Here is a 15,823-nt window from a genome sequence, read left to right as displayed (position 1 = left end):
CCGCGGGTCGATGCGGCCGGACGGTCAGCCCGCCGGGGTCAGCGGAGTGCCGTTCGATCCCGCGGACGGCACCGCCGCGACCGGCGCGTCCGCCACGCCGAGGCGCTCGGCGGCGTCCAGCAGGTCGCTGAGCGCGGGGGCGTTCGGGCCGCCGGCCGAGGCGAGCCGCGTCAGCAGCGCCGCGATCGTCAGGCCCCCGACGCCCCCGCCGCCGGCCGACTCCAGGACCCGGGTCAGGTCGCCGCTGAACGAGCCCGTCCCGTCCAGCCACGAACCGCCCAGCGCCCGCACGGTCTCCGAGCCGCCGACGAACCCGTCCACGCCCTTGCCGAGCGCGATCGACCCGACGAGCTTGTCGAAGAACACGCTGTCGCCGCCGACGATGTCGATGTCGGCCTTCTCCAGCCCCGCCGCGAGCACCGTCGCCTGCGCCTCCGCGACCTCCCGCTGCACCTGCATCCCCGCGAGCCGGACGTCCTTCTCCGCCTGCAGCCGCAGCCGGTACTCCTCGTGCTGGCGCGTGGCGTCGTCCAGCGCCGCCATCGCCGCCGCCTTGTCGGTGAGCCCCTCGGCCTCGGCCTTCAGCGCGCCCTTGATCCGGACCGCCTCGGCGAGCGCCTTCTGCTCGGCGACCGTCGCCTCCGCGCGGCCGACCTTCTCGATCGCCGCCGCGTCCCGCTCCCGGACCTCGACCTCCGCGAGGCCCTCCGCCGCGGCCTCCGCGCGGATCCCCTCGGCCAGCCGGATCTTCGCCTGCGCGTCCAGCTCGGACGCCTGCCGCCGCGCGTCGGCCATCGTCAGCTGCTCGCGGGCGCGGTGCTGCGCGGCCGCCTCCGCGGCCTCCGCCGCCTTGATGTCCTTGACGAGGCTCTCCTGCGCCTCCGCCTCGGCCTGGATGATCACCGCCTGGCGGGTCCGCTCGGCCTCCTCGACCACCCGCACCCGCTTGATGGACTCCTCCTGCTCGGCGACCGTCCGCTCGACCGCGATGCGCTCCCGGATCACGTTCGCGATCTCCCGCTTCTCCGCCTCGACCTCCTTGTTCGCGGCGATGCGGGTCAGCTCCGTCTCGCGCTCGCGGGCGATGACCTCCAGCATCCGGTCCTTCTCGATCCGCTCGTTCTCGACCGCGATGACCCGCTCCTTGTTCTTCGCGGCCACCGCCACCTCGCGGTCGCGGTTCTCCTGCTGCACGCCGAGCTGCTCGTCGGTGCGGATGTCCGCGGTCCGCGCGCGCAGCCGCTCCTCCGCCTGCACCCGCTCGGTCTCCGCCTTCTCCCGCGCCCGGACGGTCTCGATCTCGCGCTGCTGCCGCAGCTCCGCGTCCGCCTGGCGGCGCTCCAGCTCCAGGATCGCCTCGCGCGCCTCGACGTTCTGGCGGGTGATCTCCTTCTCCTCGTTGCGGGTGTACTCGTTGGTCCGGACGTGCTCGATCGCGGTCAGCTCGGTGATCTTCCGGATGCCCTGCGCGTCGAGGATGTTGGACTTGTCCAGCGACAGCAGCGGCGTCTGCTCCAGGTAGTCGATCGCCGCGTCCTCCAGGCTGTAGCCGTTCAGGTCGGTGCCGATGAGCTCGATGATGTGGTCGCGGAACTCGTGCCGGCGGGTGTAGAGGTCGGTGAAGTCCAGGTGCTTGCCGACGGTCTTGAGCGCCTCGGAGAACTTCGCCGCGAACAGCGCCTGCAGCGTGTCCTGGTGGCTGGCGCGGTCGGTGCCGATCGCCTGCGCCACCTTGATCACGTCCTCGACGGTCTTGTTCACCCGGACGAAGAACGTGATGCGGATGTCGGCGCGGATGTTGTCCTTGCAGATCAGCCCGTCCCGGCCGGTCCGCTCGATCTCGATCGTCTTCACCGAGATGTCCATCAGCTCGGCCTTGTGCAGGACCGGCAGGACCACCGCGCCGGTGAAGGTGACGTCGACCTTCTTCAGCTTGGAGATGATCAGCGCGCTGCCCTGGTCGACCTTGCGGAACAGCCGGGTCATCATCAGCGCGATGCCGAGCGCGATGAGCAGCGCGAGCGCGATCAGCACGCCCGCTCCGATCGTGATGGCGTCCATCGGGATCCCTGTCTACTGGGGGGATGTGGGATGCGGGGGTCGGGAAGGCCGGAGGTCAGGGGGCCTGCTCGTAGGGCATGACCCAGAAGAACTGGCCGTCCGGATCGAAGTCGAAGATCAGTGCGGTGCTGCCGGCGGTGAGCGCGGGCTCCGCGGCGCCGGCGGGGGCGCCCTCGGCGGCGACGTCCAGCGCGTGCCGGCGGACCTGCACGATGGCGGACGAGCCGTCGTCGGCGGTGACCTCGGCCTGGCCGAAGTCGGCGCCGACCCGCCCGGTGCGGATGACGCAGGTGCGGCCGACGAAGTCGCGCAGCGACGCCGCCGGCTCCTCGCGGAACACCCGGCGCAGCGGGACGATCGCGAGCCGCGTCCCGAGCCACGCCGCCGCGAGCGCCCCGGCCAGCACGGCGCCGGCGAGCGGCGGGGCCGGCGTGCCGCCGCCGGCCAGCACCGACCCGGCCAGGCTCGCGAACCAGGCCAGCGCGATCAGCAGCGACAGCGTGATGGTGGCGGGCACGCCGCCCAGCCCGATCGCGCCGAGCGGCCCGCCCGATCCGTGGCCGTCCTCGTGGCCGCCGGACGGATCGTGCCCGCCGCCGTGACCGTGCCCGGCCCCCTGCCCGTGCGCCGCGCCGTGCCCGTGGACGGCCCCATGCGCGGCGCTATGCCCGTGGAGGCCGCCGTCGCCGTGGAAGCCGCCATGTCCGTGGAGACCGCCGTCGCCGTGGAAACCGCCGTGGCCGTGGAAGTGGCCTCCCGCGCCGGCACCGGCCCCCGTATGGCCATCGGTGCCGGCGTGGAAGTGCCCCAGGCCGCCGAGCAGGACGAGCGCCCAGTACGCGGCGACCACGACCAGAGAGAAGCTGAAAAGCGCCGTGGGGAAGCCGAGCGCGGTGTCGACGAATTCACGCATGGCTGTGCACGCTCCCGCCCCGAGGCGTCATTCACCGTCCGGGCCGCCGAATGCGGTCACCGGTTCAGAAGGAAAATGCGCTGCCATATCCGGCGCACGGCCGAATACGGCCGGTCATGTGTCCGGATATGAGTCCGCCCAGGTCGCAGAGGTCAGGCCGGCCCGAAGCCGGAGGCTGCGCGGGGTGGGACGCGGGACACGGCGCCGCGGCGGGGGCGGGTCCATGAGAAAGGGCCGGGGAGTCATCTGAAATCCTCCTGGTCGGAGACAAATCCTGTCTCGCCGACCAGACTTCCCGGCACACCGGGGGTTACTTTACCCCGGTTCTCCCGAAGAGGGAAGCCTTTTGTCGGGACCTGAACGGAGAAGTCGGTGTTTCTCGTGCTCCGGAGCCGTTTCCGGAAAACGGTGGGGCAGGAGGTGCATCTCCGAAGCAAAGGCCCATTGCTTATAGTGATGAGTTGAGCACGTTCAGCGAACTCTGAGGTTCGTCTGAGGTCCGGTTCAGGCGGCGGCCATAGCTTCACGCGCCATGACCACGCAGTCCCACCGGCCCGTCTTCGTCCTCGGCTGCCCGCGCTCCGGCACGACGCTGCTGCAGCAGATGCTGCACTCGCACCGGCGCCTGGCGGTGCCGTCCGAGACGAGGTTCGTGCACGTCGCGTACGCGCGGCGGCTCGGCTTCGGCGACCTGCGGGCGGAGGCGAACCGGCGGGCGCTCGGCGAGTGGATCACCGCGGGCGACGGGACGAAGTTCGACGTCCTCGGCCTGGACGCCGGCGCGGTCGTCGACGACATCGTGCACGGCCCGCCGACGCTCGGGTCGGCGCTCGCCGCCGTGTTCCGCCGCTACGCGCGCGAGCACGGGAAGGCGCGGTGGGGCGACAAGCGGCCCAGCTACTTCCGCAAGGTGCCGATGCTGCTGCGGATGTTCCCGGACGCGCAGTTCGTCCACCTGGTCCGCGACGGGCGGGACGCGGTCAGCTCGCTCGTCCGGATGCCCTGGTACGAGGGCGACGTCCACTCCGCGGCGCTGACGTGGCGGGAGGCCGTCGACACCGGGAGCAGGCTCGCGCGGCGGCTCGGCCCCGGCCGCTACTTCGAGATGCGCTACGAGGACCTCGTCGCCGAGCCGGAACGGTCGCTGGCGGCGCTGTGCGGATTCCTCGAGGAGGAGTACGACGAGGCGATGGCCGAGCCGCACCACCACGCGCGCCGGACGGTCCCGGCCGAGCGCCGCTGGCACCTGCGGACGCACGAGGCCGTCAACGACCGCAGCGTCGGCGCGTGGGCGACGCGGATGCAGGCGTGGGAGGCGGACCTCGTCGAGCACGTCCTGGCGGCCCGGTTGCGGCGGCACGGGTACGCGCTGGCGGGACGGGACCGTCCGGCGGCGGTGCATGTCGCCCGGTTCCGCCGGACGGCGGCGCACCGCTGGCGGGCGCAGCGCGCGCGGGCGGTGCGGGACCGGATGGCCCGCCGGCACGAGCCGAACCCCGTCGGTTCATTGCTGACGGGACCGGCGACCGGCGCGTCGATCGTTCCCGTCCGGCCCGATCACTGATCGAACGGTGGGTGCGGGCGCCGATTGGGCGGTTGTCCGAAATTCTCATGGAACGTGCCCGGCGCCCCGTGCCGGGCCGCGCGGGGGCGGGTGCGCGGTCGTGGGGAACGGTGCAGGTCGCGTGCCGTGGGGCGGCGGGCGGGGGAGGAGCGGCCGGATGGGGTGGCCGTGACGGCGGTCGCCTGACGGCGCCCGTCGTGGGCCCCTTACGGAACCGGTTACCGTCCGGTACGCGGGCTCCGTTTTACCGCCCGGCTGACTTAATTTACGGAAAAGTGACATGCTCGTGTCCGATAGTTCACAGACAGATCTGTGACATGCCGAACATATGCATGTACCGTGCCATGTGCTCAGCTACGGATGGCCATCGGGGTTTGGTTCAGAAGATCCTCTGACAAAAAGGGGAGTGCGGTGAGCGGATCGCAAACAATTTCCCACGACGAGCTCCAGATGTGGCTTCTTGACCGCATCGCCTTCTACCTCGACAGGCCGACGGAAAACATCGATCCAGCGGTCGAACTGGCGCGCTACGGCGTCGATTCGGTGTACGCGATCAGCATCATCAGCGACATCGAGGACCACCTGCAGGTGGAGGTGGACGTGGCCGAGGCGCGGCGCCGCGAGACGGTCGCCGACCTCACCGCCTACCTTCTCGACCTCGTCGCGTGATGGCCGGCCCGCCGGCCGCGGGCGCCGCCCTGGTGGTGCTCGGCGACAGCGTGGCCGAGGGCCGCGACGATCCCGCCCCGGCGGGCGGCTGGCTCGGCTGGGCCGGCCGGCTCGCCCGGCGCCTCGGCGTGCCGCCCGGCGACGTGCTGAACGTCTCCGACGCGGGCGCCACGATCGAGGACGTGGTGCGCGACCAGCTCCCCGCCGTGCGGGCCGCGCGGCCCCGCCTGGCGGTGCTCGGCTGCGGCATGAACGACGCGCTGAACGGGTTCGAGCCGGCCGCGGCGGGCGCCCGGCTGGACGAGGTGCACCGCTGGGCGCGGGACGCCGGGGCCGGCCTGCTGGCGATTCCGGTGCCCCGCCCGCCGCTGCTCGAACGGTCTCCCATCTCGCAGTTCCGCAAGAAACGCGTGCTGCAGCGCATCGCCCTCTTCAATGCCGAGCTGGAACGCGCCGCGGCCGACTTCGGAATGGCGTTCCCGGCTCGTGAAACGGTGACGAAAATCGCCGACCCCGCGATGTGGAGTGCCGACGGAATCCACCTGAGCCCGGCCGGGCACGATTATGTCGCGGAGGTGATGGCGCACCTCGCCGCCGAGCCGCTCGGCGAGCGGGCGACCTGAGAACGGGCAGCCTCGGGGGGCAGTCGAAGAGTCGGGATGACGATGAAGAGACCATTATCGCCCGCCCATGTCCCGCGATCACGGGCGCCGATCACGCGCGCGAGCGCCGCCCCGGCGAAGGGAGCGGCGACGTGACCGTCCCCGGAACGTTCCGAGCGGCGGTGGAGGCCAAGGACCTCGCCGCCATCACCCGGACGCTGGACCCGGGCATCGAGTTCCACAGCCCGGTGATGGTGAAGCCCTACCACGGCCGCGACGCGGTCACCGCGCTGCTGCGCGTCCTGCTGGAGGTGTTCGAGGACTTCCGCTACACCGACGAGCTCGCCGGGACGGACGCGGCGGGCGGGTCCCTGCAGCCGCCCCCGCAGGCGCTGGTGTTCAGCGCGCGGGTCATGGGCAAGTCGCTGCAGGGCCTCGACCTGCTCAGGTTCGGCGAGACCGGGCTGGTGACCGGGCTGACGGTGATGGTCCGGCCGCTGCCCGCGGCGATGACGCTCGCCCGCGTGGTCGGCCGCCGCATGGAGGACCAGGGGACGTGACGGGGCGTCCCCTTCGTGACGGGGCCGCGCGGGCCGGGGGCGTGGGGGCCGCCTCCGGGCGCCGGCCCGGCGGCGCCGCGTGCCGGTGAGGGCGCGCGGGCACCGCGACAAGTTCGGCTACAGGGAGTGGAAGATGGACAGCGGAATGGTCCCCGCACGCACCGGCCTGTCGCCGGCGCATCGCATCGCAGCCGATCTGGACGGTTTCCTCGGCGACCCCATGGACGACGAGGCCGGGCCGTTCTCCTACAAGGCGATCGTCGAGGCCGAGGAGCGCGACGAGCTGCCGCCCGGGGCGGTGGACGCCGTCCGGGCCTGGGGTTTCCCGAAGTACCTGGTGCCGTCCGGGCTGGGCGGGCGCCTGACGACGCTGGAGGAGCTGTTCTTCGTCACCCGCGGCATCTCGCGGCGCAGCGTCACGGTCGCGGTGATGTACGGGTCGGGCCTGCTGGCGGTGAACCCGGTGTGGCTGTGGGGCGACGAGCGGCAGCGCAGGACGGTCGCGGACGGCGTGCTGAACGGCGACCTCGCGTGCTTCGGGGTGTCGGAGGCCGACCACGGCAGCGACGTGATGGCGAGCGAGTCCGAGGCGGTGAGCAAGGGCGACGAGCTGGTGCTGACCGGGACGAAGTGGCCGGTCGGCAACGCGACGCGCGGCCGGTTCGTCACGACCTACGCCAGGACCGGCGCGCGGGACTTCTCGCTGCTGCTGGTCGACAAGACGACGCTGGACCCGGACAGCTGGTCGACGCTGCCGCCCGTCCGGACGGTCGGCCTGCGCGGCCACGACCTGAGCGGCGTCGCGTTCGACGGGGCGCGGCTGCCGGCGGACTGCGTGATCGGGCGGCGCGGCGCCGGGCTCGTCCAGACGCTGAAGACGCTGCAGATCACAAGGACGGCGATCGCGGCGCTGTCGGTCGGGACGATGGACGCGGTGGTGCGGATCGCGATGGAGTACGCGCACCAGCGCACCCTGTACGGGGCGGACATCTACCAGATCCCGGTGATCCGCGACCATCTGCTGAAGGCGCACCTGGACCTGCTGATCGCCGAGTGCGTCGCGATCCCGGTGGCGCGCAGCCTGACGGTCGCGCCGGGGCGGCTGAGCCTGTGGTCGTCGATCGTGAAGTACTTCGTCCCGGTGCAGGGGGACGAGGTCGTCGCGAGCATGGGAACGGTCCTTGCGGCGCGCGGCTACCTGCGCGAGGGCGTCGCGCACGGGGTGTTCCAGAAGCTGCAGCGCGACCACGCGATCGCGAGCATCTTCGAGGGCACCACGCACGTCAACCTGGCGAACGTCGCGGCGCAGCTGCCGTTCCTGTGCCGTCCGCCGGACGAGACGGGCGGCGAGGACGCGCTGCTCGCGGAGCTGTTCTCGTGGACGCGGACGCCGCCGACCTGGGAGCCGGACGGCCGGCGCCTCCAGCTCACCAACGAGGGCCGCGACGAGGTCGGGCAGCGGTTCGAGCAGATCTCCGAGGAGCTGCTGTCGGCGGCGAACGCGCACGCCGCGCCGGGGGTCGCCGCCGAGCTGAAGGACCTGGTGTCGAGCATCGGCGCGCTGCGCGCGAAGGTCGACGAGGGCATCCGCGAGAGCGAGGGCGACACCTCGTCGGTGGCGGCGCTGATGCGGGCGCGGCGGTACTGCGAGCTGCACGCGATGGTGTCGTGCATGCTCACGTGGCTGCACAACCACCGCGAGTTCGGCGGGTCGTTCGCGGGCGGGCAGTGGCTCGTCCTGTGCCTGCAGCGGCTGCTGCAGCGCACCTATCCGGACACCGTCCTGTCGGAGGAGTTCCTGCCGGCGTTCGAGGACGCGATGTTCCGCACGTCCGGCGAGGGCCGCTGGTTCACGCTGACGTCGCTGGCCGAGGACGTGTGACGGCGCCATGGGCATGGACAGGCACACCGATTTCGTGTCGGCCGTCCGGGAGACCGTGCGGGCGCACGGGGACGCGCGGGGCTTCACCTTCGTCAAGGAGGAGCCCGGCCCCGGCCGCGCCTACCGGGAGGACGTGCTCGGCCTCGCCGAGCTGGACCGGCGGGCCGTGGCGGTGGCCCGCCGGCTGGAGGAGCGCGGCCTGCGGGACCGGGCCGTCCTGCTGCTGTATCCGGAGGGCCTGGAGTTCATGGCGGCGTTCGTCGGCTGCCTGTACGCGCGGGTCGTGGCCGTCCCGGCGCCGCTTCCGGTGCTGGACGCGGGGCGCTTCGACCGCACCCGCCGGATCATCGCGGACGCCGACATCACCTGGATCCTCACCGACGGCGCCCATCTCGACGCGATCGAGGGGTGGCTGAAGGAGGCGGGGCTCGACGGGAAGGTGCAGTGCCTCGACACCGAGGCCGCCGGGACCGGGGACCCGCTCGCGGACGCGGGCGGGTGGACGATGCCGGAGTTCGGCCCCGACACGCTCGCGTTCCTGCAGTACACGTCCGGTTCGACGAGCGAGCCGAAGGGCGTGATGGTCACCCACCGGAACCTGCTGTACAACGCGGAGGAGATCAGGCGGCGCATCGAGGGGACGCCGGAGTCGATCGGCGTCGGCTGGGTCCCGCACTTCCACGACATGGGGCTCGTCGGCCAGTTCCTGGAGCCGCTGTACCTCGGCATGCGGTACGTGCTGACCTCGCCGATCACCTTCATCAAGCGGCCGGTGCTGTGGCTGGAGCTCATCACCCGGCACCGCGCGACGATCACCGTCGCGCCGAACTTCGGGTACGAGTTGGCGCTGCGCCGCGTCACCGACCGGCAGATCGAGACGCTGGACCTGTCGTCGCTGCAGACGGTGAAGAACGGCGCCGAGCCCGTCCGCGCGGCGACGCTGGAGCGGTGGAGCGAGCGGTTCGCGCCCGCCGGGTTCGAGCCGCGGATGTGGATGCCGTGCTACGGCATGGCGGAGGCGACGCTGCTCATCAGCGCCGCGCCGTGGGGCACGGGCCCGGTGATCCGCGACTTCGACGCCGCCGCGCTGTCCCGCGGCCGCGCCGAGCCGGCGGAGGAGAGCGAGGAGCGCGAGGGCCCGGGCGACGACGCGCTGGACGGGACGGTGCGCGACGGGACGGTGCGGCGGCTGGTGAGCAGCGGCCGCCCGGTCACCCTGGACGTCCGCGTCGTCGATCCGGAGACGCTGGAGCCGCTGCCGGACGGGCGGGCGGGGGAGATCTGGGTGCGCGGCGGCAGCGTCGCCGCGGGCTACTGGCGCAGCCCCGCCGAGACGCGCGTGACGTTCCAGGCGTACACGGCCGGCGGCGACGGCCCGTTCCTGCGCACCGGCGACCTCGGGTTCGTCGACGGCGGCGAGGTGTTCGTCACCGGCCGCAGCAAGGACCTCATCATCGTCAACGGCCGCAACGTCCACGCGCACGACATCGAGGAGACCGCGCAGGCGGCGCATCCCGCCGCGCTGATCGGCGCCGCGTTCGTGCTCGACGGCGTGACGACCGAGGACGGCCGGGAGCAGGTCGTGCTCGTGCAGGAGATCAGCACGCGCGCCGCGGGCGGGACGCCGCCGGACGAGCTGGCGGGGGTCATCAAGGCCGCCGTGGCGCGCGCGCACGAGCTGCCCGCGCTCAGCGTGGTGCTGACCGGGCGCGGCACGGTCCGCCGCACGACGAGCGGCAAGCTGCGGCGCGGCCCGACCCGGCAGGCGCTGCTGGACGGCGAGGTCACGGCGCTCGGAGCGGACCTCGAACCGGGCGTCGCGAAATTCGTCCATACTCACCCTAGTCAAAAGCATGACTAATCATGTCGTTGTCTGATAACGTCGGGCATCACCCTGAGTCAAGCAGGGAGAGAAGTCCGATGGCGTTGCGTCACGCGGTCCTGGCGGCGTTGCTCGACGGCGAGTACAGCGGCTACCAGCTGGCCAAGATCTTTGATTTGTCGGTCTCCAACTTCTGGCACGCCGTTCCGCAGCAGCTCTACTCCGAGCTGTCGAGGTTGGAGACCGAAGGCCTGATCAGCGGACGGCAGGTCATCCAGCACGACCGCCCCAACAAGCGCGTCTACACCGTCACCCGGGCCGGCGTGGACGAGCTGGAGCGCTTCGCCAGCACCCCCGCGAAACCCGGGACCATCCGCGAGAACATCCTGGTCATGGTGCAGGCCGTCGACCACATCTCCGCGGACGCGGTGATCGCGCAGCTCGAGGAGCGCGCCCGCATGTCCGCCGCGAAGGTCGAGCTGTTCGAGCGCATGCTCGCACGCCTGCGCGGCGACCTGGACGAGCACACCTTCCTGCGCAGCGCCACGCCGATCGGCCCCTACCTGACGTGCCTGCGGGGCCGCCGGTTCGAGCAGGAGCACCACGAGTGGTTCACCAGCACCGCCCGGCTGCTGCGCGCCCGGGCGGGCGCCCACGCCGAAGGGGGCGAGGCGTCGTGACCGGCGCCGGCCGCACGGCCGCGGCCCCTTCGCACACCGTGCCGCCGCACCCGCCCGAACCGGCGAAGTCGGCCGGGCGGCGCGGGGAGCCCCTCGGGGCGTCCCGCACGGCGATACGGGCATTCACCCCCAGCGACCTCCCCGGCCAGGAGTCAAGGCCGGGCCGGGACGGGCCGCCACGCCTTAGTCAAGGAGGCGTTCCACATGTCGGGCGAACACCGCACCATCGAGTTGCCTAGCACCCTGGCCACCCCCCACCACACCGTCCCCGCCCACCCGCACGGCCTCACCACCATGGAGGGGCCGGACCCCGTCCTGCTCGGCGAGCTGACCCTGCCCGCGGAGCGCGCGTCGGTCCCGCGGGCCCGCGCGTTCGGCCGCGCCGTCCTCGGCTCCGCCGGCGCCGCGCACGCCCGCGACGACGCCGAGGTCCTGATCTCCGAACTGGTCACGGGTGCCGTCCGGCACGCCGCCGGCACGGGCACGCTGCTGTGCCTGCGGCTGCTGCGGGCCGGGTCCCGGCTGCGGATCGAGGTGCACGACCGCGGCGCCGCGCTGCCGCACGCCAGGCCCGTCGACCTCATGGAGGAGACCGGCCGCGGCTGGTTCCTCGTCGCGGCCCTCGCCGACCGGCACGGCACCGACCTCACCGCCGCCGGCAAGACGGTCTGGTGCGAGATCGGCGCCCGGCCGCACGACGAGCGGCACCCGCACTGACCCGGGCACCGTCCCGGCCCGCGCGCCCGCGCGGGCTCGGGCGCGATGCACCCTGCGCGGCGCGGCGCCGCCCCGTACCGCCGTTCGGCTGAACGGCGGGACCCACGCGCGCGCGCCGGCGGACGCCCTTACCGGCGGCGATGGGGATTGCCATGTCCGTGGAGTACTACCGGGCGGATGGGATACGCGCCACGGCGGACGAGGCGCAGCGGCTGCTGCTCGACGCCCGGTCGAGGCTGCTCGCCCAGGACGTCATCCGCGTCGGCGGAGTCGTGGTGGTCGTCTCCACCTGGTTCACCGTGATCGACCTCGGGTTCGCGGCGAACGGGAGACCCCTGCTCTGGCAGACGATCGTGTCCGACCTGTCGATGCACGCCGACGTCGGGCGCTACAGCACGCGGGAGAAGGCGGCGCGCGGCCATGCCGAGGCGGTGGCGATGATCACCGGCCGGCTGCGCGGCCTGGTCGCCCGCGCCGCACTGGACGAGGCGCGCCCGTGACCGCCCCGTCCCGCACCCGGCGGAGCCCGGCCCGCACGGGCCGCCCGCCCCGCACCCGGCGGACCGCGGCCCCGGAGGCCCGCCCGCCCCGACCCGAGTTCGACGAACCCTGCGGCGGGCCGACAGCAGGCCCGACCCCGACGAGTGGGTGATCCGATGGACACCGAAGGCCGGCCGACGGCCCCGCACGCGGCCCCGGCCCGGGAGGAACCCGGCGACGGCGACTTCGCTGCCGAGAGCGCGCGACGCACGAGACGCACCGGCGAGCAGAGCACCCGCCCCAGGAAGCGGCGGCCGATCCGCATGCGCATCACCGCGCTGCTGCTCGTCCCGCTGGTGTCCCTGATAGCCCTGTGGGCGTTCGCCGCGAACATCACGCTGGGCGACGCGTTCGACAAGTACGACTTCTCCACCACCTACGAGAAGATCGGGCTGCCCGGCATCACGCTCGTGAGCCAACTCCAGGCGGAACGTTCCCTGAGCGTCGCCGCGCTGGTCACGCAGCAGCCCCAGTACAAGCAGAAGCTCACGCAGCAGCGCGCCCGCGTCGACGGCCTCGAGGCCGCCTTCAAGCGGTCCGCGCTGTCCAAGGACGCGCAGGACGCCGCGAAGACCGAGACCAAGCAGCGGCTCACCGTCGCCGTCCGCGACCTGGCGAAACTCCCGCAGCTGCGCGCCAGGGTCGACGCCGGGCGCTTCGAGACGCTCGACCTCATCAACTCCTACAGCACCGTCCTCGACGACCTCGTCGCCGTGTTCAACGGCTTCGTCGCGGTCGACGACGTCAACATCCTCACCCAGGGCCGCGCCCTGATCAGCCTCGGCAACGCCCGCGCCGCCATGCTGAAGGAAGACTCGCTGGTCATCTCCGCGATGGGCCGCGGGGGCCGCTTCACCCCGGCCGAGCACATCGCGTTCGTCCAGTTCGCGGCGCAGGGACGGCAGGCGTTCGACGCCGGGCTCGCCGACCTCAACGCGAGCATCCGGGCGCCGCTGCGGCAGCTCGCCCAGTCCGCCGGTTTCCAGCGGTACCGCGCGGCCGAGTCGGCGATCGTCAACGCGCGCGGCGACCGGCTGCCCGCCGAGGCGGGCGACTGGACGGCCACCACCCAGCTGCTCGGGCAGGCGTGGGACCAGCGCGTCACCCAGGCGAGCCTGGCGCTCGACGACATGGCGAAACCGATCGGCCACCGCATCATCGTGCGGCTGGTCATCGCGGGCGGGTTCGGGCTGCTCGCCGTGATCGCCTCGATCGTCCTGTCGCTGCTGGCCGCGCGCAGCCTCTCCCGCGAGCTGCGCGGGCTGCAGCGCGCCGCCCTCGACCTCGCCTCGAACCGGCTGCCCCGGGTCGTGGCGCGGCTGCGGCGCGGCGAGGAGGTCGACGTGGAGGCGGAGGCGCCGCCGCTGGTCATCGGCAAGAGCCGGGAGGTCTCCCGGGTCGGGGACGCCTTCACCCGCGTCCAGCACACCGCGATCGAGACCGCCGTCCGCGAGTCCTACCTGCGGCAGGGCATCAGCCGGGTGTTCCTGAACGTCGCGTTCCGCAGCCAGTCGCTGCTGCACCGGCAGCTGCGGATGCTGGACGAGATGGAGCGCGGCGCGTCCGACCCGAAGGCGCTGGAGGACCTGTTCCGGCTCGACCACCTCACCACCCGCATGCGCCGGCACGCCGAAGGCCTGGTCATCCTGTCCGGGACGGCGCCCGGCCGGGGCTGGAGCAGGCCCGTGCACGTCGAGGACGTGCTGCGGTCGGCGATCTCGGAGGTCGAGGACTACACCCGCGTCGAGGTCGTGGTCGTGTCCGGCCGGGCCGCGGTGATCGGCGAGGCCGTCGCCGACATCGTCCACCTGCTCGCCGAGCTGATCGAGAACGCCACGGTGTTCTCCCCGGCGCCGACGGAGGTGCTGGTGCGCGGCGAGATGGGCGCCAACGGGTTCGCGGTCGACATCATCGACCGCGGCATCGGCCTCGACCAGTCCGAGCTCGACGCGCTGAACCTGCGGCTGTCGCAGCCGCCGGAGTTCGACCTCGCCGTCACCGACCGGCTCGGGCTGTTCGTCGTCGGGCGGCTCGCCCACCGGCACGGCATCAGGGTCGCGCTGCAGCCGTCGCTGTACGGGGGCGTCAGCGCCGTGGTGCTGATCCCGCGCCGGCTGATCGTCGAGGCCGAAGGGCCCGACGACGAGGACGACGCACCGCTCGCGCGTCCGGCTCCCGCCGCCGGGAGCGGCGCCGCGAACGGCGCGGCGAACGGCGCCGCGAACGGCGCGCCGCGGCCCTGGCCGTCCGGCGTGGCCGGGTCGGCGCCGTCGAACGGGACCGCGATGCTGAACGCGCCGACCCCGTTCGACGTCGAGGCGCCCGCGGTGGTCGAGTTCCCGGAGCCGCCCGGCGGCGCCCCGGAGGAGACCCAGCCGTTCCACGAGGCGTGGCGGCTGGAGACACCGCACCTGGACGCGGGCCCCGCCGAGACGCAGGCGTTCGAGCCGCGCGCGTTCGGATCCGGGGCGTTCGAGACGCAGGCGTTCGACGCGCGGTCGTTCGAGGCGCCCGCCTCGTTCGGCGAGGTCCAGGCGGGCGGCGGGCGCGCGCCGCTGCCGCGGCGGGTCCGCGGCGGCAACCTGGCGCCGCAGCTGCGCGACGACCCGCGCGCGACCCCGCGCACGGCACCGGCCCCCGACGACGCGCTCGTCGCGTGGGAGGAGCGGTCGGCGGAGGCGTCCCGCGACCTGTTCGCCGCACTCCAGGCGGGCTGGCTGCGCGGACGCGACGAGGACGAGGCACCGGACGGCAGGGAGCGGGCATGAGCGGGCAGGGAACGACCAACGAGCTGAACTGGCTGCTCGACGACCTCGTCGACCGGGTCCCGCAGATCCGCAAGGTCGTCGTGCTGTCGCGGGACGGCCTGGTGATGGGCATGTCCCGGGGCGTCGGGCGGGAGGACGCGGAGTACCTCGCGGCGCTCGCCGCCGGGTTCCACAGCCTGGCCGTCGGCGCCCGTCCGCAGATGGACTCCGGCGACGTCCGGCAGACGATGGTCGAGATGGAGCGGGGGCTGTTCTTCGTCGTCCCCGCCGGCGCGAACAGCTGCCTGGCGCTGCTCAGCGAGGTCGGCGCGAACGCCGGGCTGGTCGCCTACGAGATGACGATGCTGGTCAAACGGGTCGGCAAGCAGCTGTCCACCGGCCTGAGACAGCCGGGCCCGGGGCCCGGATCCGGGTGAGCCGCCATGACCCCCAGCGCACCCGGCGCCCCCCGGGGACCCGCCGGTCCCGGCGCACCCGGGACCGGCGGACCCCCGGGCCCCGGCGGGCCCGGTGCCCCGGGCGCCTTCGCCCCGCCGGTCGCCTCCGCCGGCCCCCCGGCCCCCGGCGACCCGAACGGGCTCGGCGACCCCGGCGAGCCCGGCGCCTTCGGCGAGCCCGGTGGGTTCGGCGAGCCCGCCGGCAGCGGCGGCCCGTTCGCGCCGGCGCGCGAGCGGTGGATCGACGCCGCCGCCGGGCCGATCGTCCGCCCCTACGCGGTGACGCGCGGCCGGACCCGGCCGCGCGGCGAGCCGCTCGACATCGTGGCGATCCTCGTCGCGACCGGCCGGCAGCCGGCCGAGCCCGGCCGGCTGTCGCGGCACCAGCGCCGGCTGCTCGCGCTGTGCCGCCGCCCGCACGCCCTGGCCGACCTGGCCTCCGACCTGGACCTGCCGTTCGGCGTGATCCGGGTGCTGGCCGGCGACCTGGTCGACTCCGGCCTGGTGAGCGTCCAGCGCTGGGCCCCGGCCACCCCGTCCGTCCAGCCCCACAACGACCCGAACCTGCTCAGGAGGGTGCTCGATGAACTCCGCGCGCTCTGACCGTT

The 15,823-nt window shown here is 73.4% G+C and carries 14 protein-coding genes; 12 read left to right on the top strand and 2 right to left on the bottom strand.

Annotated features, from left to right (window positions below):
* Positions 1–24 precede the first annotated feature (24 nt).
* Together AB0C78_RS42115 and AB0C78_RS42110 are read right to left on the bottom strand one after the other, a co-directional pair.
* The gene (locus AB0C78_RS42115; RefSeq protein WP_360759411.1) at positions 25–2,061 is read right to left on the bottom strand and encodes a flotillin family protein; all 2,037 of its coding nucleotides are present in this window, start codon (positions 2,059–2,061) and stop codon (positions 25–27) included.
* Between the two features lie 55 nt (positions 2,062–2,116).
* Positions 2,117–2,974 (bottom strand): hypothetical protein, encoded by an 858-nt coding sequence (locus tag AB0C78_RS42110; RefSeq protein WP_360759408.1) that lies wholly within the window; start codon positions 2,972–2,974, stop codon positions 2,117–2,119.
* Between the two features lie 532 nt (positions 2,975–3,506).
* Between AB0C78_RS42110 and AB0C78_RS42105 the strand changes: the two genes are divergently transcribed.
* From AB0C78_RS42105 to AB0C78_RS42050, 12 genes are all read left to right on the top strand, one after another.
* A complete protein-coding gene (locus tag AB0C78_RS42105; RefSeq protein ID WP_360759405.1) occupies positions 3,507–4,538 on the top strand; it encodes a sulfotransferase in 1,032 nt (343 codons plus the stop codon).
* Positions 4,539–4,949: 411 nt separating this feature from the next.
* Complete coding sequence (locus AB0C78_RS42100; protein ID WP_206699878.1) at positions 4,950–5,207, top strand: acyl carrier protein; 258 nt, start codon at positions 4,950–4,952, stop codon at positions 5,205–5,207.
* Positions 5,207–5,830, top strand: coding sequence for an SGNH/GDSL hydrolase family protein (locus AB0C78_RS42095; protein WP_360759402.1), 624 nt, complete (start codon positions 5,207–5,209; stop codon positions 5,828–5,830). Before AB0C78_RS42100 ends, AB0C78_RS42095 begins: the two co-directional genes overlap by 1 nt.
* Before the next feature lie 131 nt (positions 5,831–5,961).
* Positions 5,962–6,369, top strand: coding sequence for a nuclear transport factor 2 family protein (locus tag AB0C78_RS42090; RefSeq protein ID WP_151540638.1), 408 nt, complete (start codon positions 5,962–5,964; stop codon positions 6,367–6,369).
* A gap of 133 nt (positions 6,370–6,502) precedes the next feature.
* Positions 6,503–8,251, top strand: a complete 1,749-nt coding sequence (locus AB0C78_RS42085; protein ID WP_225991635.1) for an acyl-CoA dehydrogenase family protein — start codon at positions 6,503–6,505, stop codon at positions 8,249–8,251.
* A gap of 13 nt (positions 8,252–8,264) precedes the next feature.
* Positions 8,265–10,112: a fatty acyl-AMP ligase gene (locus AB0C78_RS42080; protein WP_360759399.1), complete on the top strand. Its 1,848-nt coding sequence runs from the start codon at positions 8,265–8,267 to the stop codon at positions 10,110–10,112.
* A 59-nt stretch (positions 10,113–10,171) separates the two neighbouring features.
* Positions 10,172–10,753 carry a PadR family transcriptional regulator gene (locus AB0C78_RS42075; protein WP_151540640.1) on the top strand — a complete coding sequence of 194 codons (582 nt, stop codon included), beginning with the start codon at positions 10,172–10,174 and terminating at the stop codon, positions 10,751–10,753.
* A 204-nt stretch (positions 10,754–10,957) separates the two neighbouring features.
* Positions 10,958–11,470: an ATP-binding protein gene (locus AB0C78_RS42070; protein WP_360759396.1), complete on the top strand. Its 513-nt coding sequence runs from the start codon at positions 10,958–10,960 to the stop codon at positions 11,468–11,470.
* A 152-nt stretch (positions 11,471–11,622) separates the two neighbouring features.
* Positions 11,623–11,970, top strand: a complete 348-nt coding sequence (locus AB0C78_RS42065) for a hypothetical protein (RefSeq protein WP_151540642.1) — start codon at positions 11,623–11,625, stop codon at positions 11,968–11,970.
* A gap of 156 nt (positions 11,971–12,126) precedes the next feature.
* Positions 12,127–14,778, top strand: a complete 2,652-nt coding sequence (locus AB0C78_RS42060) for a nitrate- and nitrite sensing domain-containing protein (RefSeq protein ID WP_360759393.1) — start codon at positions 12,127–12,129, stop codon at positions 14,776–14,778.
* Positions 14,775–15,194 (top strand): roadblock/LC7 domain-containing protein, encoded by a 420-nt coding sequence (locus tag AB0C78_RS42055; RefSeq protein WP_151540644.1) that lies wholly within the window; start codon positions 14,775–14,777, stop codon positions 15,192–15,194. The genes AB0C78_RS42060 and AB0C78_RS42055 overlap by 4 nt, the downstream gene beginning before the upstream one ends.
* A 6-nt stretch (positions 15,195–15,200) precedes the next feature.
* Complete coding sequence (locus tag AB0C78_RS42050; RefSeq protein ID WP_360759390.1) at positions 15,201–15,818, top strand: DUF742 domain-containing protein; 618 nt, start codon at positions 15,201–15,203, stop codon at positions 15,816–15,818.
* Positions 15,819–15,823 lie beyond the last annotated feature (5 nt).

This window comes from Actinomadura sp. NPDC048394 (assembly GCF_040651755.1).
Taxonomy (GTDB): domain Bacteria; phylum Actinomycetota; class Actinomycetes; order Streptosporangiales; family Streptosporangiaceae; genus Spirillospora; species Spirillospora montaniterrae.
The sequence above is the reverse complement of the archived record's forward strand: the minus strand, read 5'-3'. Positions and strand labels throughout refer to the sequence as shown.